The sequence below is a fragment of the Luteimicrobium xylanilyticum genome (assembly GCF_009429125.1).
In the GTDB taxonomy this organism is placed as follows: domain Bacteria; phylum Actinomycetota; class Actinomycetes; order Actinomycetales; family Cellulomonadaceae; genus Luteimicrobium; species Luteimicrobium xylanilyticum.
In genome coordinates this window covers 1469422-1487247 of record NZ_CP045529.1, presented here as the reverse complement: position 1 = coordinate 1487247, position 17826 = coordinate 1469422, and the positions used below count along the sequence as shown (strand labels likewise).

16 protein-coding genes are annotated in these 17826 nt (G+C 74.1%); 9 read left to right on the top strand and 7 right to left on the bottom strand.

Translation table 11 applies throughout. The annotated features are described in order from the left end of the window. Nucleotides 1-281 precede the first annotated feature (281 nt). The 7 genes from cysK to KDY119_RS06455 all read left to right on the top strand — a co-directional run bounded on the left by cysK (nt 282) and on the right by KDY119_RS06455 (nt 6652). Nucleotides 282-1217, top strand: a complete 936-nt coding sequence (gene cysK, locus KDY119_RS06485) for a cysteine synthase A (RefSeq protein ID WP_036951677.1) — start codon at nt 282-284, stop codon at nt 1215-1217. A 160-nt stretch (nt 1218-1377) separates the two neighbouring features. Next, on the top strand, nt 1378-1974 hold the full coding sequence (gene epsC / locus KDY119_RS06480) for a serine O-acetyltransferase EpsC (protein WP_036951680.1): 597 nt from the start codon (nt 1378-1380) through the stop codon (nt 1972-1974). A 108-nt stretch (nt 1975-2082) separates the two neighbouring features. Further along, nucleotides 2083-2439, top strand: a complete 357-nt coding sequence (locus KDY119_RS06475; RefSeq protein WP_036951682.1) for a GntR family transcriptional regulator — start codon at nt 2083-2085, stop codon at nt 2437-2439. Beyond that, nucleotides 2436-3476: a DUF1648 domain-containing protein gene (locus KDY119_RS06470; protein WP_153022087.1), complete on the top strand. Its 1041-nt coding sequence runs from the start codon at nt 2436-2438 to the stop codon at nt 3474-3476. Before KDY119_RS06475 ends, KDY119_RS06470 begins: the two co-directional genes overlap by 4 nt. Nucleotides 3477-3553: 77 nt before the next feature. Next, nucleotides 3554-4612, top strand: coding sequence for an LLM class F420-dependent oxidoreductase (locus KDY119_RS06465; RefSeq protein ID WP_036951684.1), 1059 nt, complete (start codon nt 3554-3556; stop codon nt 4610-4612). A gap of 82 nt (nt 4613-4694) precedes the next feature. Then, entirely contained in the window at nt 4695-5420 is a 726-nt protein-coding gene (locus KDY119_RS06460; RefSeq protein WP_051136668.1) for a FadR/GntR family transcriptional regulator, read from the top strand. Continuing rightward, nucleotides 5417-6652 (top strand): CynX/NimT family MFS transporter, encoded by a 1236-nt coding sequence (locus KDY119_RS06455; protein WP_036951687.1) that lies wholly within the window; start codon nt 5417-5419, stop codon nt 6650-6652. Before KDY119_RS06460 ends, KDY119_RS06455 begins: the two co-directional genes overlap by 4 nt. A 7-nt stretch (nt 6653-6659) precedes the next feature. On the opposite strand, the gene KDY119_RS06450 is transcribed toward KDY119_RS06455, so the two are convergent. The 5 genes from KDY119_RS06450 to KDY119_RS06430 form a co-directional block, all read right to left on the bottom strand. Then, nucleotides 6660-6989: an MGMT family protein gene (locus KDY119_RS06450; protein ID WP_036951689.1), complete on the bottom strand. Its 330-nt coding sequence runs from the start codon at nt 6987-6989 to the stop codon at nt 6660-6662. A 9-nt stretch (nt 6990-6998) separates the two neighbouring features. Beyond that, a complete protein-coding gene (locus tag KDY119_RS06445; RefSeq protein WP_051136761.1) occupies nt 6999-7754 on the bottom strand; it encodes a class I SAM-dependent methyltransferase in 756 nt (251 codons plus the stop codon). 2 nt (nt 7755-7756) lie between these two features. Next, complete coding sequence (locus KDY119_RS06440; RefSeq protein WP_036951691.1) at nt 7757-9097, bottom strand: GNAT family N-acetyltransferase; 1341 nt, start codon at nt 9095-9097, stop codon at nt 7757-7759. Nucleotides 9098-9179: 82 nt separating this feature from the next. Further along, a complete protein-coding gene (locus KDY119_RS06435) occupies nt 9180-10286 on the bottom strand; it encodes an Fpg/Nei family DNA glycosylase (RefSeq protein WP_036951693.1) in 1107 nt (368 codons plus the stop codon). Nucleotides 10287-10316: 30 nt separating this feature from the next. After that, entirely contained in the window at nt 10317-10766 is a 450-nt protein-coding gene (locus KDY119_RS06430; RefSeq protein ID WP_036951695.1) for a ribose-5-phosphate isomerase, read from the bottom strand. Nucleotides 10767-10844: 78 nt separating this feature from the next. Here KDY119_RS06430 and KDY119_RS06425 point away from each other — a divergent pair, with 78 nt between their 5' ends. Continuing rightward, on the top strand, nt 10845-12890 hold the full coding sequence (locus KDY119_RS06425) for a M13 family metallopeptidase (protein ID WP_153022086.1): 2046 nt from the start codon (nt 10845-10847) through the stop codon (nt 12888-12890). A gap of 78 nt (nt 12891-12968) precedes the next feature. Here the strand turns inward: KDY119_RS06425 and KDY119_RS06420 are convergent, their stop codons facing one another. Then, nucleotides 12969-14108: a hypothetical protein gene (locus KDY119_RS06420; protein ID WP_153022085.1), complete on the bottom strand. Its 1140-nt coding sequence runs from the start codon at nt 14106-14108 to the stop codon at nt 12969-12971. A gap of 126 nt (nt 14109-14234) precedes the next feature. Further along, nucleotides 14235-14861: a mycothiol-dependent nitroreductase Rv2466c family protein gene (locus tag KDY119_RS06415; RefSeq protein ID WP_036951704.1), complete on the bottom strand. Its 627-nt coding sequence runs from the start codon at nt 14859-14861 to the stop codon at nt 14235-14237. Between the two features lie 381 nt (nt 14862-15242). Here KDY119_RS06415 and pepN point away from each other — a divergent pair, with 381 nt between their 5' ends. Beyond that, on the top strand, nt 15243-17819 hold the full coding sequence (gene pepN, locus KDY119_RS06410; RefSeq protein ID WP_036951707.1) for an aminopeptidase N: 2577 nt from the start codon (nt 15243-15245) through the stop codon (nt 17817-17819). Nucleotides 17820-17826 lie beyond the last annotated feature (7 nt).

Genomic DNA, 17826 nt, shown 5'->3' with positions numbered 1-17826 from the left:
GCACCACCCGCACCAGGAGGGATCCGTTCATGGGCGAGGCCCTGACCGGTCACCGCGCGACGACGCGCGACCTCGTCCTGCGTGCCGCCACCCCCACCTGTCGCTGCTGTCGGTAGAGCGTTGACCTCCGGTCCCCCGGAAGGCTCGCCCGAGCGCGTCAACGCTCTTCTCCCCCACGCCTGCCGGCGGCCTCTCGTGCTGCCTGTGCGGGCCACCCGGCACACCCCGGGCACCTGACCCCACCCCGCCCTGTCACGGGCCAGCCCACCGAAGAGGAACACATGGCACGCATCTACGAGGACGCGACGAAGCTCATCGGCAACACGCCGCTCGTGCGTCTCAACAAGCTCACCGAGGGCCTCGAGGCGACCGTCGTCGTCAAGCTCGAGTTCTACAACCCGGCGAACTCGGTCAAGGACCGCATCGGCGTCTCGATCATCGACGCCGCCGAGGCGTCGGGCGAGCTCCAGCCGGGCGGGACGATCGTCGAGGGCACGTCGGGCAACACGGGCATCGCGCTCGCGTGGGTCGGCGCGGCCCGCGGCTACAACGTCGTGCTCACCATGCCGGAGACGATGTCGAAGGAGCGCCGGGCGCTCCTGCGCGCCTACGGTGCCGAGCTCGTGCTGACTCCCGGGGCCGAGGGGATGAAGGGTGCGGTGGCCCGCGCCGAGCAGATCGCCGCGGAGCGCCCCGGGGCGATCCTGGCCCGCCAGTTCGCGAACGAGGCCAACCCGGCCATCCACCGCAAGACGACGGCCGAGGAGATCTGGGCCGACACCGACGGCGAGGTCGACATCGTCGTGGCCGGGATCGGCACGGGCGGCACCGTCACCGGCGTGGGCGAGGTCCTCAAGGAGCGCAAGCCCGAGGTCAAGATCGTCGCAGTCGAGCCGGCCGAGTCGCCGATCCTCACGGGCGGCCAGCCCGGCCCGCACAAGATCCAGGGCCTCGGCGCGAACTTCGTCCCCGAGATCCTCAACACGGAGATCTACGACGAGGTCGTCGACATCGACGCGGACACCGCTGTCGCCACCGCGCGCGCGGCCGCCAAGGAGGAGGGCCTCCTCGTGGGCATCTCGTCCGGTGCGGCGATCGAGGCGGCCCTGCAGGTCGCGAAGCGGCCCGAGAACAAGGGCAAGCTCATCGTGACGATCGTCCCCGACTTCGGCGAGCGCTACCTGTCGACGGTGCTCTACTCGGACCTGCTGGACTGAGCCCGCCATGACCGGTGTCCTGCCGCGCGCGTCGCGCCCCGTCCCGCCCCTGCAGGGGGCGGGGGCCTCGACGCGCGCGGCGGGCCCCGCCGACGACGGCGGGGCACCCGCCAGGAAGCGCGCGGGCGGCCGTGACGTCGCCCCCTCGGGAAGGAGTCGCGTGAGCCGTCTGCGCAGCGTCTGGTCCACCGTCCGCGAGGACCTCGAGGTGGCGCGCCAGCGCGACCCCGCGGCGCGCTCCCTGCTGGAGGTGGCCCTGGCGTACCCCGGCGTGCACGCCGTGTGGGCGTACCGGGTCGCGCACACCATGTGGCGCAACCCCGCGTTGCGCCTGCCCGCACGCCTCGTCTCCCAGCTCGCCCGTTTCGTCACGGGCATCGAGATCCACCCCGGCGCGACGATCGGCCGGCGCCTGTTCATCGACCACGGCATGGGCGTCGTCGTCGGCGAGACCACGGTCGTCGGCGACGACGTCCTCCTCTTCCACGGCACGACCCTCGGCGGTCGCTCGATGACCAAGGGCAAGCGCCACCCGACGATCGGCGACCGGGTCACGGTCGGTGCGGGCGCCAAGGTGCTCGGCCCCATCTGGGTCGGCGACGACGCCCAGGTGGGCGCGAACGCGGTCGTCGTCAAGGACGTGCCACCGGGTGCCGTGGCCGTCGGCGTGCCCGCGACGATCCGCCTGCCGCAGCCCCCGGCGCGCCACCCGCAGTCCGTCGAGGATCCGTCGCAGCTGATCGAGTACGTGATCTGATCCTGTTCGTCGTCTGATCCTGTTCGTCGCCGCGGCCGACACAGCCGTGCGCGAGACTCGCCCGCCTCCCACTTGTTCTAGTAGTCATAGAACTACTAGAGTGGCGCTGTGATCTTCCGACTCGACGTCACGAGCGGCGAACCCCTGTTCGCGCAGCTCGCCGCCCAGGCACGGCTCGCGATGCTGCGCGGCGGGCTCCGGCCCGGCGAGCGCCTGCCCGCCGCGCGGGAGCTCGCCGAGGCGCTCGACGTCAACATGCACACCGTCCTGCACGCGTACCAGGAGCTGCGTGACGAAGGGCTCGTCGAGCTCCGTCGCGGGCGCGGCGCGGTCGTCGCAGGACGACCGCCGGCCGAGCTCGACGCTGTGCAGGACGCCGTCGCGGCGCTCGTGCGTGCCGCCCGCTCCGCCCACCTGTCCGCCACCACCACCACGACTCTCGTCCAGGAGGCGTTCCAGCGATGACGACGACCCCACGGCCCGACCGGTTTCCGGCACCGAACCTCCGTCCAGAGGCACCCGCTCCGGGGGGCTGGCGCCGCCACGCCCGCGCGACGGCGCTCTGGAGCGGCGGCATCGCGCTCGCCCTCCTGGTCGCCGCGGCGCTCGTCGCCGCATCCTGGGCCGACGAGCTCCCCGACCCGGTCGCGACGCACTGGAGCGGGAGCGGCGGCCCCGACGGGTTCTCGTCGCTCGGCGGCGCGATTGCGGTCGGGCTCGGCGTGGGCGCCCTCTGCGTCGTGGTGTTCTCCGCGATCACCTGGTTCTGGGGACGCGCGGCCTCGACGCGCCGCATCATGGCGTCGACGACGATCTGGCTGGCCGGCCTGGTCTCGCTGACCCTCGTCGGGATGCTCGACCAGCAGCGCGGCCTCGCCGACGCGCACGAGGCCGGGTCGGTCGGCGGCGTCGTCCTCCTGGCGGTGCTGCTGCCGTTGCTCCCGGCCGCGGCGGCCGCGCTCCTCGTGCATCCGGACCCGCCGCTGCCGGCAACCACCGCCGTCGCGGCCGACGCACGGCGGACGGCGCTGCGCCCCGACGAACGCGCCGCCTGGGTCGGACGGGCCACGGGCCGGGCGCTGCCCGCCGTCGTCCTGGGGTCGACGATCGTCGTCGTCGCGGTCGCCGTCGCCTCGCAGCTCTGGTTCCTGCTCGCCGTCGCCGTCCTCCTCCTCGTGCTGCTGCTGTCGATGGGCGCGTTCCACGTCCGCGTGTCGGCGAGCGGGCTCACCGTCCGGTCCGTGTTCGGGTGGCCCCGCACGACGGTGCCCGCGGACGAGGTCGAGCGCGCCGACGTCGTGCAGGTCAGCCCGACCCGTGACTTCGGCGGCTACGGCTGGCGGCTCGGGCGCGAAGGCCGGACGGGCATCGTCGTGCGGGCGGGCGAGGCCCTCGAGGTCACGCGCACCGGCGGACGTCGGCTCGTGGTCACGGTCGACGACGCGGCCGACGCAGCCGCGCTGCTCAACACGATGGCGGAACGGGCGCGGGCGGCACGGTAGAGTGCCGAAGTATCTGAGACGGACGGTCTCAGGAAGTTGCGCGGCCTGCGCACCCACCTCGACGCGGAGGAGTCCCCATGCGCTTCGGCATCACCACCGGCTACTGGTCCGCGGGGCCGCCCGCGGGCGCGCAGGAGGCGATCCTCGAGGCCGACCGGCTCGGCATCGACTCGGTCTGGACCGCGGAGGCGTACGGGTCCGACGCGTTCACCCCCCTCGCATGGTGGGGTTCGCAGACTCGCCACCTCCGGCTCGGCACCGCGATCGCGCAGATGTCGGCGCGCACCCCGACCGCCACCGCGATGCAGGCGCTCACGCTCGACCACCTCTCGGGCGGGCGCTTCGTCCTCGGGCTCGGCGCGTCCGGCCCGCAGGTCGTCGAGGGCTGGTACGGGCAGCCCTACCGGCGCCCTCTCGCCCGCACGCGCGAGTACGTCGAGATCGTGCGCCAGGTGCTGCGCCGCGGCGCCCCGGTGACGATCGACGGCGAGTTCTTCCAGCTCCCGCTGGCCGAGGAACGGGGCGGCACCGGGCTCGGCAAGCCGTTGCGCCCGACCGTCCACCCGCTGCGAGCCGACCTGCCGATCCTCCTCGCCGCCGAGGGGCCCAAGAACATCGCGCTCGCGGCCGAGATCTGCGACGGCTGGCTCCCGGTCTTCTACGCGCCCCGCCTCGACGCGATGTTCCGCGGCTTCCTCGCCGACGGGTTCGCGTCCCGCTCCCCCGAGCTCGCCCCGGCCGAGCGGTTCGAGGTCGCCGCGAGCGTCCCGGTCAGCGTCGACGACGACGTCGAGCGGGCCGCCGACCGCCTCCGCCCGTGGATCGCGCTCTACGTGGGCGGGATGGGCGCCAAGGGCGCCAACTTCCACCGCAACGCCGTGGACATGCTCGGGTACTCCGACGCCTGCGACGAGATCCAGGACCTGTACCTGGCCGGCCGCAAGGACGAGGCCGCCAAGGCCGTCCCGACCGCCCTCGTCGAGGACGTCGCGCTCGTCGGGCCGGCGGAGAAGATCGCCGCCGAGCTGCCGCGCTGGGAGGCCAGCGCCGTCACGACGATGCTCCTCCAGGCCGACGCCGACGCCGTCCGGACCGTCGTCGGCGTGGCAGCGACGCTCGGGCTGCTCGAGCGCTGAGACCGGAGGCCGCCCCGCGGCCTCTCCCTCCGCTCAGCTCGCCTATTGTCCTACAAATGGCTCTTAGCCTAGAGTGGCACCCATGCCCCAGGTCTTGCCCAACGTTCCTCTGTCGACCCAGGTCGCCGACCAGCTCCGCCACCGGATCGCCGACGGCGAGTTCCCGGTCGGCTCACGGATCCCGACCGAGGCACGGCTGACCGACGAGCTCGGCGTGAGCCGCAACAGCGTCCGAGAAGCACTGCGCTCGCTCGTCCACGCCGGCCTCCTGCGCGCCCGAGCCGGGGACGGCACCTACGTCACCGCGACCAGCGAGCTCGCACCAGCCCTGCACCGGGAGCTCGAGCACGCCCGAGCAGCCGACGTCGCCGAGGTGAGGCTCGTGCTCGAGCGCGAGGCCGCCCGCCTGGCCGCTACCCGCGCGACGGCGGAGCACCTCGGGGCGCTCGACGACGCCCTCGCCGCCCGCGAGGCCGCAGGCACGGGCGCGAGCTACGCAGCCGCGGACCTCGACTTCCACCACCGGCTCCTCGACGCGAGCGGCAACCTGCTGCTCGGGGAGCTGCACCGCGGCACCGGCGGGGTAGAGGACAGCCTGCTCCGGACGACCCCTCTCGACGCGGAGTTCACCACCTATCGCGTCACCACCCGGCCGCTGGACGACGCGCACGCCGCCGTGGTCACGGCGATCAAGGCGCGAGACCCCGAGCGAGCAGCCGACGCCGTCGAGACCATGATCGGGCTGGCAGAGACGCTGGCCGGCCGAGCCGACGCAGCCCACGGCCCGGTCGCGGGAGGGACTCGATGAACCGGCCGACCGCTGTCGCCCGCGCACCCCGCGGCTGGCTCGCCCTCGTCGGGGTCCTCCTCGTCGCGGCCAACCTCCGCGCCTCCATCACCACGGTCGGGCCGGTGCTCGACGACGTGCAGCGCGACCTGCGGCTCTCGTCGGCCGCGGGCTCGGCGCTCATCAGCCTGCCCCTGGTCGCGTTCGCGGTCGTCTCACCGGTCACACCGGCGCTCGCGCGCAGGCTCGGGCTCGAGCGCGCGCTCGCCGGCGCCCTCGCGCTCCTGGCGGCCGGCATCGTCCTTCGGTCGGTGCCGGGGCCCGGGCTGCTGTGGGTGGGCACCGTCCTCCTCGGCGTCGCGATCGCAGTCCTCAACGTCGTTCTCCCCGCCGTCGTCAAGCGTGACCACCCGACGCGCATCGGCACGCTCACGGGCGCCTACTCCGCCGTCCAGGCCAGCTTCGCAGCGCTCGCTGCCGGCCTCGCCGTCCCCGTCGCTGGGGCCGCCACGTCCGGATGGCGCCTCGCACTCGGGATCTGGGCCGGGCTAGCGGTCGTGGCCCTGGCGTTCGTCCTGCCCCAGCCGAGCCGGCCGAGCGTCGTCGCCGCAGCAGAGGACGCCCAGGCCCTCGACGACACCGCGCCCGAGATCCTGCCCGATGCCGCCGGGACGCGCTCGGCCCGCACGCCGTGGAGAACAGCCCTCGGCTGGCAGGTGACGCTGTTCATGGGTCTGCAGTCCGTGACGTTCTACGTGCTCATCACGTGGCTGCCATCGGTGGAGCACGACCATGGCGTCGGTGCGTCCGCCGCGGGGGTCCACCTGCTGCTCCTCAACGGCTGCGGCATCGTCGGCAGCCTCTGCTGCTCCGCCCTGCTTCACCGCGTGCCCGACCAGCGGCCCCTCGGCCTCGCCGGTCCGCTCCTGTTCGCGGCGGCCGTCGCCGGCATGCTGGGCGCGCCCGGTGCGGCGGCCGCGTGGGCCTGCGTCGCCGGCGTCGCGGGCGGCCTGTGCATCGTCCTCGCGCTCTCGCTCTTCGGCCTGCGCACGACCGACCACCACCAGGCCGCGAGCCTGTCCGGCATGGCACAGTCCGTGGGCTACCTGCTCGCTGCCGCAGGGCCGATCGCGTTCGGTGCGCTGCACGACGCCACCGGGTCCTGGCGGGTGCCGCTCGTCGTGCTGCTCGGCGTGTCCGGCGGGCAGGCGGTCTTCGGGACGCTCGCCGGGCGCGCGCGCAAGCTCACCTGATCCTCGCTCAGTCCGGCAGCCAGACGGCGTCACGCAGGCGGACTCGGGCGCCGTCGGCGGTGAGCGGGCACCCCTCGGCACGGAGCTCGTCGAGGGCGCGGACACGGTGCCGCACGGGCGGGCGTCCGGTCGCATCGACGACGCGCCACCAGGGCACGCCGCTGCCCGCCCGGGCCAGGACGGTCCCGACCTGACGCGGGCCCCCGCGGTCCCGGACACCCAGGTCGGGGTCGGAGTGGTCGCGCAGGTACTCGGCGATCAGCCCGTACGTCGTCGCGCGGCCGGCCGGGACCCGTTCGACGACCGAGAGCACCGCGTCGAGGTAGGCGTCGTCCACGCGGGCAGCCTAGGCCCGGACGGCGACCACGAGCGTGCGGCTCGAGTGCGCGACGAACGGCCCGTCGTGGCGGATCCGGGCGTCGAGCGCGCGGAGCTCCGCGGCGTAGCGCTCGACGGTGAACCCGGGCACCCACCACACGAGCTTGCGCAGCAGGTACACGACCGCGCCGACGTCGGCGATCTCGATCCTGAGCCGCTCGGTCCGCAGCTCGGTGACCTCGAGCCCGGCGGCGCGCGCCTCGGCGGCCTCCGCGAAGGGGTCACGGCCGCGCCGATGGTCCTCACCGAGCGGGCCGAGGAACACCTCGATGAGCTCGAAGGCGCTCGCGGGCCCGACGTGCTGCGCCAGGTACCGGCCGCCCGGTGCGAGCACGCGCGCGATCTCGGCCCACGGCGGCGCGACCGGGTGACGGCTGGTGACGAGCTCGAAGGCACCGTCGGCGAACGGGAGCGGCGCGCCGTCGTCGACGGTCACGACGGCGCAGCCGAGCGGGTGCAGCAGTGCCGTCGCGCGGGCCGCGTTGGGCGGCCAGCCCTCGGTGGCGACCATGACCTGCGGAAAGCGTGCCGCCGTCGCGAGGACCTCGCCGCCGCCCGTCTGGAGGTCGAGGGCCGACCGGGCCCCGCGCAGCGCAGCCCCGAGACGGCTCGCGTATCCCCACGACGGGCGCTCCTCCGTGGCGCGGCCGGCGAGCCACGAGAAGTCCCACCCGTCGACGTCGGCGGCCGCGGCCTCCGAGACGAGGTCGTCGTAGTCGCGCATGATCAGAAGACCCAGCTCGAGCACGGCGCGACGGGCCACGCGAACGCCGCAGACGCGTGGGCGAGCGCCCCCGGCCGGTGTCCGGCGACGAGCCCGGCCGCGGCCAACGCGACCAGCGTCTCGCCCCCCAGGTACGCGGCGCCGAGCTCGCGCACGTCGAGCGTCACGTCGGCCGGCTCGTCCGTGCGCACGACCTCTGCACCCCCGGTGAACGCGCGGGCACGCAGCCGCCAGCTCCCGCTGTTGCCCGCGAGCCGCGCGTCGTGCACGCCGAGGACGACGTCCACGTCGGCCGCGTACTGGCGGGCGGCGAGCGCCGTGGGGACGTCGAGGACCCGGATCCACAGGTTGTCGAACGCCGTCGGGGTCGCCTTGCGCCGGTCGACGAGCCACTGCGCGACGACGTCGTCGGTCGGGATCATGAAGGGGTGGACGTCGTCGGTCAGGTCGAGGTCGAGCAGGACGTCCCACAGCGCTCGGGCGGCGGCGGCGTCGAGCGCGACCACCTCTCCCCCGCTCACGTGGCCGCGCGGCCCCTGGAGCTCCCAGTCGAGCTTGCGACGGAACGTCGTGTACCCGCGCGGCTCTCCGTCGCGCTCGACGATCACGATGCGCTCGGGCTCGCGGCCGTCGCGGCGCAGCGGCGTGTCGGCCCAGAAGTAGCGCTGCAGCTCGGGCGTCTCGCGCCCGACCCACCCCGGCCGGTTCAGTCCCGAGCCGCCGACGTCGGCGCCGGCGCGCTCGTGCAGGTCCTCGACGAGCGCGGCGTGCCGGTCGAAGTCGCTCGTCTCGATGCGGACGGTGTGCTCGGACGCCCCGGGGACGTCGCGGAGGGCGGCACCGCGCGGGATCGTCACGCGCAGGTCGTCCGCGGCCTTGCCGTAGCCGAACCGCCCGTAGATCGCCGCCTCGGCCGCGAAGAGCGCCGAGACGGGCTCGCGGCGCCGGAGCGAGCGGCGGAAGTGCTCGTCGATCATCGCGGTGAGGATGCCGCGCCGCCGGTGCGCGGGGTGCACGCCCACCCAGGTGAGCCCCGAGACGGGGGCGACGCCGCCGGGCACGGGGAACCGGGTGAACGGGTACGACGCGTGCATCCCGACGAGCTCGGTGCGCACGGGGACAGCACCGTCCACGGGCACGGCATCCGAGTCGTCGGACTCCGCGACCACGCCGACGGCGCGGTCCCAGCTCAGCGGTGACGGCTCGGCCGCGAGCGCCTCGACGTCCTTGCCGGTGGGGAAGGCCCAGGCGTCGAGGGTCAGGACGTCGCGCAGGTCGTCCGCGGTCAGCTGCCGGAAGTCGTAGCCGTCGGGCAGGGGCGCGCGTGCGGAGCGGTGGGGCATGGCGTCGACTCTGGCAGACGACGGTGGCCCGCGCACGGCCTTTCCGCGGCGCGCCGAGCCCGCCGTCCCGCCGACGCCGTCGTCAACGCTGGCAGGTCGCGCACCAGTAGAGGTTGCGGCCCGCGACCTCGCGGACGAGCACCGGGTTCCCGCACACGCGGCACGGCAGCCCGTCGCGGTGGTAGACGTAGAACGACGCGTCCGACGGGACCGCGCCCGGCACGGCGTCGCTGTTCTGCCGGACCCGGTGGCGCCCGGTCGTGCCGCCCGGGACCCGGTCCTCGGGGAGGGTCGTGACGATCGCGCCGGTCCGGACGCCGTCGAGCATGAGCCCGGCCAGGTCGTCCCACACGGCCCGCAGGTCCTCGGCCGGCACCGACGTGCCTGGCCGGAAGGGGTCGAGGCGTGCCCGGAACAGCACCTCGGCACGGTAGATGTTGCCGACTCCCGCGACCACGGCCTGGTCCATGAGCCGCGTGCCGACGGGCGTACGCGACCGGCGCACGGCGTCGACGAACCGCTGCGGGTCGTCGTGCGGGTCCGGCTCGGCGCCCGCGCGGACGGCGTCGCCCCAGCGGATCGGGTCGGGGCCCAGACGCTCGACGACGGCGCGAGCCTCGGCGGGCGTGAGGACCTCGCACGTCGTGGGTGCCGTCAGGTCGGCGACCGCGTGGACGCCGCGCAGGCGCACCCGCACGGCTCCCCGCGGTGCGGGAGGCTGCCAGTCCGCGACGGGCTCGTCGGCGACGGGCTCGAGCGCCACGTCGCCCTCGGGGCCCGACGCCGACGCGGGCGACCCCTCGCCCCGCGGCAGAGGGGCGGGCGCGTCGTCCGCCGCGACGGGCACCGTCTCGGTCTCCCCGATCCTGCGGCGCGGCGCCCCGATCGCGTGCACGACGACGGCGCTCCCGTCCCCCGCGAACGTCCACGCCCCGTAGAGCCCCAGGTGGACACGGAGCGTGCGGACGTCGTCGGGCTCGTGCTCGGGTTCGGCGCCGACGCCCGAGGCGGGCACGAAGTCCACGAAAAGCTGCTTGCCCCACGCGCTCGCGCCCGCGAGCACCCGGCCGTCGAGCCGAGCAGCGCCGCTCGAGAACCGACCCTGCGGACTCGTCACGGTCAGCCGCTGCCCCGCGAACAGGTCCGTGAGGGCGCGCGCGAGCCGGTGGACGGTATGGCCCTCGGGCACGGTCGGTCCGGCCGGGTCAGCCGCGCGCCGTCAGCGGGACGCCTCGTAGTCGGCGAGCTGACCGATCCGGCGCGCGTGACGCTCGTCGCCCGAGAACGGGGTCGCGAGGAACGTGTCGACGAAGCCCGTGGCGTCCTCCACGGTGTGCTGGCGGGCCCCCACGGCGATGACGTTCGCGTCGTTGTGCTGACGGCCGAGCTCGGCCGTCGCGGTGTTCCAGGCCAGGGCCGCACGCACGCCCGTGACCTTGTTCGCAGCGATCTGCTCCCCGTTGCCCGACCCACCGATCACGACGCCGAGGCTCCCCGGGTCGGCGACCACGGCCTCGCCGGCCTCGATGCAGAACGACGGATAGTCGTCCTCGCGGTCGTACCCGTGGGCCCCGTGATCCACCACGTCGTGGCCCGAGGCCTGCAGGTGGGCGACGAGGTAGGACTTGAGCTCGTATCCGGCGTGGTCGGAGGCGATGTGGACGCGCATGCCCTCATCATGCCGCACCCGGACCCGGTACGTCCGGGGGCGCCCGCCCCCGGGACGACCGTGGCATAGCGTGTGCGCATGACGACCGACACCTCCCCCGCCGCGGGCGCGGCGCCGTCGGGCATCGAGCTCGACGGGCTGGACCCCGCCACCCGACCCCAGGACGACCTCTACCGCCACGTCAACGGGCCTTGGATCGCCTCCCACCGGATCCCGGCCGACCGCGCGATGGACGGCACCTTCCGCCGCCTCTTCGACGAGGCCGAGGAGCAGGTCCGGGAGATCATCCAGGACGCCGCCGCCCGGGCCGACCGGGCCGGTTCGGACGAGGAGCGCAAGGTCGGCGACCTGTTCGCCGCGTTCATGGACACCGAGACCGTCGAGGGCCTCGGAGCCACCCCGCTGCGCACCGACCTCGACCTCGTGGCCGAGGCGACGACCCAGGCCGAGCTCACGGGGGCGCTCGGCGCGCTCCAGCGCACGGGCGCCCTGTCGGCCGTCGCGTTCTTCGTCGACAACGACGCCAAGGACCCCGAGCGCTACGTCGTCCACCTCACGCAGTCCGGCCTCGGCCTGCCGGACGAGGCCTACTACCGCGAGGAGCAGTACGCGGAGATCCGCGCGCAGTACGCGGCGCACGTCGGGCGCCTGCTGGCACTCGCCGGGTGGCTGGGCCCGGACGCGGACGCCGACGCGCAGGCCGACGCCGGCGCGCGCGTCGTGGCGCTCGAGACGTCGCTCGCGTCCCACCACTGGGACGTCGTCAAGGACCGTGACGCCGACCTCACGTACAACGCGACGACCTGGGCCGAGCTCGCGCGGACCGCCGGGGACTTCGACTGGGACGCCTGGGCTCGCGCGCTCGAGGTCCCGCCAGGGGCGTTCGACCGGCTCGTCGTCCGGGAGCCCAGCTTCCTCGAGGGCTTCGCCACGGTGTGGCAGGACGCCCCGCTCGAGGACTGGAAGCTGTGGGCGGCGTTCCACGTCGCCTCGGCTCGCGCGCCCTACCTGTCGGACGCGTTCGTCCAGGAGAACTTCTCGTTCTACGGCCGGGTCCTGCAGGGCACCGAGCAGGTCCGCGACCGCTGGAAGCGCGGCGTCACGGTCGTCCAGGGGGCCCTCGGCGAGGCCGTCGGCAAGGTCTACGTCGAGCGGCACTTCCCGCCGGCGCACAAGGCCCGCATGGACGCCCTCGTCGGGAACCTCGTCGAGGCGTACCGCGCGTCGATCTCCGGGCTCGACTGGATGAGCGAGGAGACCCGCACCAAGGCCCTCGCGAAGCTCGACGCGTTCACCCCGAAGATCGGCTACCCGGCGCGGTGGCGCGACTACTCGTCGCTCGTCGTCGAGCGGGACGACCTCGTCGGGAACGTCCGCCGGGCGCACGCCTTCGAGCAGGACCGCGAGCTGCACAAGATCGGGAAGCCGATCGACCGCGACGAGTGGTTCATGACCCCGCAGACGGTCAACGCCTACTACAACCCGGGCATGAACGAGATCGTGTTCCCGGCAGCGATCCTGCGCCCGCCGTTCTTCGACCCCGATGCCGACGACGCCGTCAACTACGGCGGCATCGGCGCCGTGATCGGGCACGAGATCGGGCACGGGTTCGACGACCAGGGCTCCAAGTACGACGGTGCGGGCCGGCTCGAGAGCTGGTGGACCGACGAGGACCGGGTCGAGTTCGAGAAGCGGACGTCGGCGCTGATAGCCCAGTACGACGCCTTCGTGCCGCAGCAGCTCGGACCCGACGGGCCGCACGTCAACGGCGGCCTCACGATCGGCGAGAACATCGGCGACCTCGGCGGCCTGTCGATCGCGATCACGGCGTACCGGATCGCGGTCACCGGACAGCCCGACGGCGACCTCGACGACGCTGCCGGCGCGCCCACGATCGACGGGTTCACCGCACTCCAGCGCGTCTTCCTCGGGTGGGCGCAGGTGTGGCGCACCAAGGGACGCGACGAGGAGGTCCGCCGCCGCCTGTCGATGGACCCGCACTCCCCCGACGAGTTCCGCTGCAACGGGGTCGTGCGGAACGTGGGCGAGTTCTACGAGGCGTTCGACGTCGTGCCCGGGGATGCGCTCTACCTCGACCCCGCGGACCGCGTGCGGATCTGGTAGCCGCCGTCAGGACGCACGATGCGGGACCCGGCCACGCCGCCGGGTCCCGCATCGTGCGTCAGGGCCGCGTCCGCGCGGTCAGAGCGTCCTGATGCCGGCCCGCGCGATCGTGAAGCCGCCGCCCGTCCCCTTGGAGCGGCACTCCACCCCGGTCTCCGAGCTCGAGCAGACGAGCTTGCCCATGCGGACGGACTTGCCGTAGGCCAGCGGCTCGGTCCCGGACGACGCCGCCTTCGGCTGGTCCGAGGGCGCGACGCACGGGGTGTCGACCTTGCCCTCGGCGTTGAGCGTGACGACGTAGCCGACCGTGCCGTCGCACCCGTCGACGGGCGCCGGCTTCTTCGCGAGCTCGGCGATCGCGCACCTGGCCTCGGTCGCGGTCATCGAGCACGTGATGTTGCGGCTGGGCGCCGCGAACCGCTCGGTGACGACCGGCTCGGTGTTCTTGCCCGTGTCCGACGTCGCGGCCGCCGAGGGCGTCGCCGCCGGTGAGCCGGAACCGCCGAACAGGGTGAAGCCCAGGACCACCGCGACCACCACGAGCACCCCGACGACACCGCCGAGGACGACCACGCGCGGCTCGGCGCGGCGGGTCGTGGCCGTGGCGCGGGCCGGGGGCGTGCGGGGAGCCGCGGCGAGCGCCGGCTGCGGCTCCGCGGCCGGAGGGGCCGGAGGCTGCGTCGCCGCGGTCGGAGGTGCCGGAGGCTGCGTCGCCGCGGCCGGGGCCGGGGGGACGGGGAGCGGCCCGGCGACCCGGGTCGCCTCGGCGTCGGGCTGCTCGTCCGGTGGCGGCACGGTCCCGCCCTGGACGCCCAGCGGGTCCGCGTACAGCCCTCCATATGGGCCGGCGGGCGGCGTCGCGGGCGCACGGCGTGCCGAGTACGACGGCGTCCGGGTGGGGACCGGGGCGGCGGCCGGCGCGGTGCTCGGCGTCGGCGCCAGGTGGCTGGTCGGGTCCGGGTCACCAGGGACGGGCCGCAGCGGGGCCGCCACGCGGGTGGCGTCGGCCCGGTCCTGGGTCGACGACGGGGGCCGCGTCGCGAGCGCCGGCATGAGGCTCGTGGGGGCGTCGTCGGGGGCGGCCTGCGCCGACCCGCCGACGGGCACGGCCGGCGCGGTCCGCCGTGCCGGCGGCACGGCGACCGGCGGCGCCGGTGGCGGGGGCACAGGCGCGGCGGTCTCGGTCGGGTGCGGGGTGGTGGGGTCGGTGCCCGACATCCACGCTCCTTCCTGGCGGGGTCACCGGGCAGCATGACACGCGACCACCCACCGGCGCCAAATGGTCGCTACCGGACAAGTGGTACCGACCGGTGAGGCGCCGACGGGTGGGACACCCCGGACGGATCAGTCGAAGACGGGCCCTTGGGTGCGGGTGCGCTTGAGCTCGAAGAAGCCGGGTGTCGAGGCGACGAGCACGGCACCGTCCCACAGCCGACCTGCGGCTTCGCCCTTCGGCGCGGGCGTCACCACGGGTCCGAAGAACGCGACGCCGCCGAAGGCGACGACCGGGGTGCCGACGTCCTCGCCGACGCGCGAGATCCCGTCGGTGTGCGAGGCGCGGAGGCGCTCGTCGTAGGCGTCGGAAGTCGCCGCGTCGGCGAGCGACTCCGGCAGGCCGACCTCGGCGAGGGCCTCACGGACCACGGCGTCGTAGTCCTTGCGTCCGCCCGGGTGCAGCCGGGTGCCGATCGCGTCGTAGAGGGGCTTGACGACGTCGTCGCCGTGCTCGGCCTGAGCGGCGATCACGACACGCACTGGCCCCCACGCCTTGTCCATCAGCTCGCGGTAGCCGTCGGGCAGGTCACGCCCCTCGTTGAGCACCGCGAGGCTCATGACGTGCCACCGCACCTGCACGTCGCGCACCTGCTCGACCTCGCCCATCCACCGGCTCGTCATCCACGCCCAGGGGCACACGGGGTCGAACCAGAAGTCGGCGATGGTCGTCGGGTCGACGGTGGTGGTCTCGGTCACGGGAGGCTCCTCGCTGAGTGAGGTGTGCGGGACGGTGCGGGCGGCCACCAAGCCACCCGCAACGCTCGCAACATCCCCACCGCATCCACGTATTCCACCGACGGCGGCGCTCCACCCAGCGCAGCGACCGGCGCCCACCACCTGTCCCGCCGTCGAAGAGGGGGTGCTCCGCGTGCTCGGCGCAGCGGACGGTGCGTGATCGCGTGCTCGACCCGACCACGTCACCGTCGGCGCGGCCAGCGTCACCGTCGGCGAATCCCCTCGGTCACCCCACGGCCAGCGTGGGATGATCGACCGTGGCTGCGGCCCACCCGCCGCGCCGTTCGCGCGCACCGTACCCGGCCCGCGCGCGACCGACCGCTTGCTACGAAGGAGTCGTCCGTGCCCGGAGAGAACCTCACCCGTGTCGAAGCTACGGAGCGCGCGGGGGTGGTGCAGTCCCGTTCGTACGACGTCGTGCTCGATCTGACGACCGGCCCGACGACGTTCCGCTCGACGGCGACGATCCGGTTCGACGCGACGCCGGGGGCGAGCACGTTCGTGGACCTCGTGGCGCCGACGGTGCACGCGGTCACGCTGAACGGCCGTTCCCTGGACCCGGCGTCGGTGTTCGCGGACTCGCGGATCGCGCTGGACGGCCTGGAGGCCACGAACGAGCTGGTGGTGGACGCGGACTGCGCGTACACGAACACGGGTGAGGGCCTGCACCGGTTCGTGGACCCCGCGGACGGCGAGGTGTACCTGTACTCGCAGTTCGAGGTGCCGGACTCGCGGCGGATGTTCGCGGTCTTCGAGCAGCCCGACCTCAAGGCGACGTTCGCGTTCACGGTGACGGCGCCGTCGTCGTGGGCGGTGGTGAGCAACTCCCCGACGCCGGAGCCCACACCGGCCGGTGACGGCCGCGAGGACGCCTCGACGTGGGCGTTCGAGCCGACGCCCGTGATCTCGTCCTACATCACCGCGCTGGTCGCGGGACCCTATGTGTCGGAGCACAGCGAGCTGACGTCGTCGGACGGCCGGACGATCCCGCTCGGCGTGTACGCCCGCAAGTCCCTCGCGGCCCACCTCGACGCCGACTACGTGTTCGACAAGACGCGCGAGGGCTTCGCCTACTACGAGGGCAAGTTCGGGGTCCCGTACCCGTTCGCCAAGTACGACCAGCTCTTCGTCCCGGAGTTCAACGCGGGCGCGATGGAGAACGCGGGCGCGGTGACGTTCACGGAGACGTACGTGTTCCGGTCGAAGGTGACGGACGCCGTCAAGGAGCGGCGCGTCGTGACGATCCTGCACGAGCTCGCGCACATGTGGTTCGGCGACCTCGTCACCATGAAGTGGTGGAACGACCTGTGGCTGAACGAGTCGTTCGCGGAGTGGGCGTCGACGATCGCCACGGCCGAGGCCACCGAGTGGACGGGCGCCTGGACGACGTTCAACGCCATGGAGAAGACGTGGGCGTACCGGCAGGACCAGCTCCCCTCGACGCACCCGATCGTGGCGACGATCAACGACCTCGAGGACGTCCAGGTCAACTTCGACGGCATCACGTACGCCAAGGGTGCGTCGGTGCTCAAGCAGCTCGTGGCGTGGGTGGGCGTGGACGAGTTCTTCGCGGGGGTCGGCAGCTACTTCCGCAAGCACGCGCACGGGAACACGGAGCTGCGTGACCTCCTGGTCGAGCTGGAGGCGACGAGCGGCCGCGACCTGTCGGGCTGGTCGGGGCTGTGGCTCGAGACGGCGGGCGTGAACACGCTCCGCCCCGAGGTCGAGGTGAAGGACGGGACCGTCTCGGCGTTCGCGATCGTCCAGACGGCGCCCGCGGACCACGACACGCTGCGCCCGCACCGGCTCGCGGTGGGCTTCTACGACCTGGTCGACGGCGAGGGCGGCGCGGGGACGCAGAGGCTCGTGCGCACGCACCGCGTCGAGCTCGACGTCGACGGCGAGCGCACGGAGGTCCCCGAGCTGGTGGGCGTGGCCCGGCCCGACCTGGTCCTCGTGAACGACGACGACCTCGCGTACGCGAAGATCCGCCTCGACGACGTGTCGCTGACGACGGCGATCGAGCACCTCGCGAAGATCGAGGACCCGCTCGCGCGCTCGCTCGTGTGGGGCAGCGCGTGGGACGCGACGCGCGACGGCGAGATGCCGGCCAGCGACTACGTGCGCCTCGTCCTCGGCAACATCGCCACCGAGACGGAGTCGACCACGATCCGGACGACGCTCGCCCAGCTCGGGCTCGCGGCGTCGTCGTACGTGGCACCCGAGCGGCGCGCCGAGACGCTCGTCCACGTGGGTGACGCGCTGTGGGAGCTCGCGCAGTCCGCCGAGGCGGGCTCGGACGCACAGTTCCAGTTCGTGAAGTCGTTCGCGAACGTCGCGAGCACCGACGCGCACGCGGACGTCCTGCGCGCGCTGCTCGACGGCGCGACGCGCCTCGACGGCCTCGAGATCGACACCGACCTGCGCTGGGAGCTCCTCGAGGGGCTCGTCGTGACGGGCCGCGCCGACCAGGCCGAGCTCGACGCGGCGCTCGCGTCCGACAACACGGCGAACGGCCAGCAGGCCGCGGCCCGCGCGACGGCGGCGACCCCGACGGCCGAGGCGAAGCGCGCTGCGTTCGACCGCCTCGTCGACAGCACCGACGCGCCGAACGCGATCGTCCGCGCGACGGGCCTCGGGTTCACGCACGTCACGGACCCCGCCGTCCTCGAGGGCCTCGTCGAGCCGTACTTCGCCGCGCTCGTCCCGCTGTGGACGCAGCGCAGCTACCACATGGCCGACCAGATCATCCACGGCCTGTACCCGGCGCCGCTCGCGAACACGGCGCTCCGTGACGCCGGGCGGGCCTGGCTCGACGCGAACGTCGACGCCCCGCCGGCGCTGCGCCGTCTGGTCACCGAGAACCTCGCCGCGACCGAGCGCTCGCTCGCGGCGCAGGCGGCCGACGCGCGCGCCTGACGCGCGG

Bases quoted from the DNA above. Each gene is read 5' to 3' on its own strand.
- KDY119_RS06460 (WP_051136668.1), top strand. From the start codon at position 4,695: ATGCCCCAGGTCTTGCCCAACGTTCCTCTGTCGACCCAGGTCGCCGAC.
- cysK (WP_036951677.1), top strand. From the start codon at position 282: ATGGCACGCATCTACGAGGACGCGACGAAGCTCATCGGCAACACGCCG.
- KDY119_RS06455 (WP_036951687.1), top strand. From the start codon at position 5,417: ATGAACCGGCCGACCGCTGTCGCCCGCGCACCCCGCGGCTGGCTCGCC.
- KDY119_RS06430 (WP_036951695.1), bottom strand. From the start codon at position 10,766: ATGCGCGTCCACATCGCCTCCGACCACGCCGGATACGAGCTCAAGTCC.
- KDY119_RS06465 (WP_036951684.1), top strand. From the start codon at position 3,554: ATGCGCTTCGGCATCACCACCGGCTACTGGTCCGCGGGGCCGCCCGCG.
- KDY119_RS06470 (WP_153022087.1), top strand. From the start codon at position 2,436: ATGACGACGACCCCACGGCCCGACCGGTTTCCGGCACCGAACCTCCGT.
- KDY119_RS06425 (WP_153022086.1), top strand. From the start codon at position 10,845: ATGACGACCGACACCTCCCCCGCCGCGGGCGCGGCGCCGTCGGGCATC.
- KDY119_RS06440 (WP_036951691.1), bottom strand. From the start codon at position 9,097: ATGCCCCACCGCTCCGCACGCGCGCCCCTGCCCGACGGCTACGACTTC.
- KDY119_RS06445 (WP_051136761.1), bottom strand. From the start codon at position 7,754: ATGCGCGACTACGACGACCTCGTCTCGGAGGCCGCGGCCGCCGACGTC.
- KDY119_RS06420 (WP_153022085.1), bottom strand. From the start codon at position 14,108: ATGTCGGGCACCGACCCCACCACCCCGCACCCGACCGAGACCGCCGCG.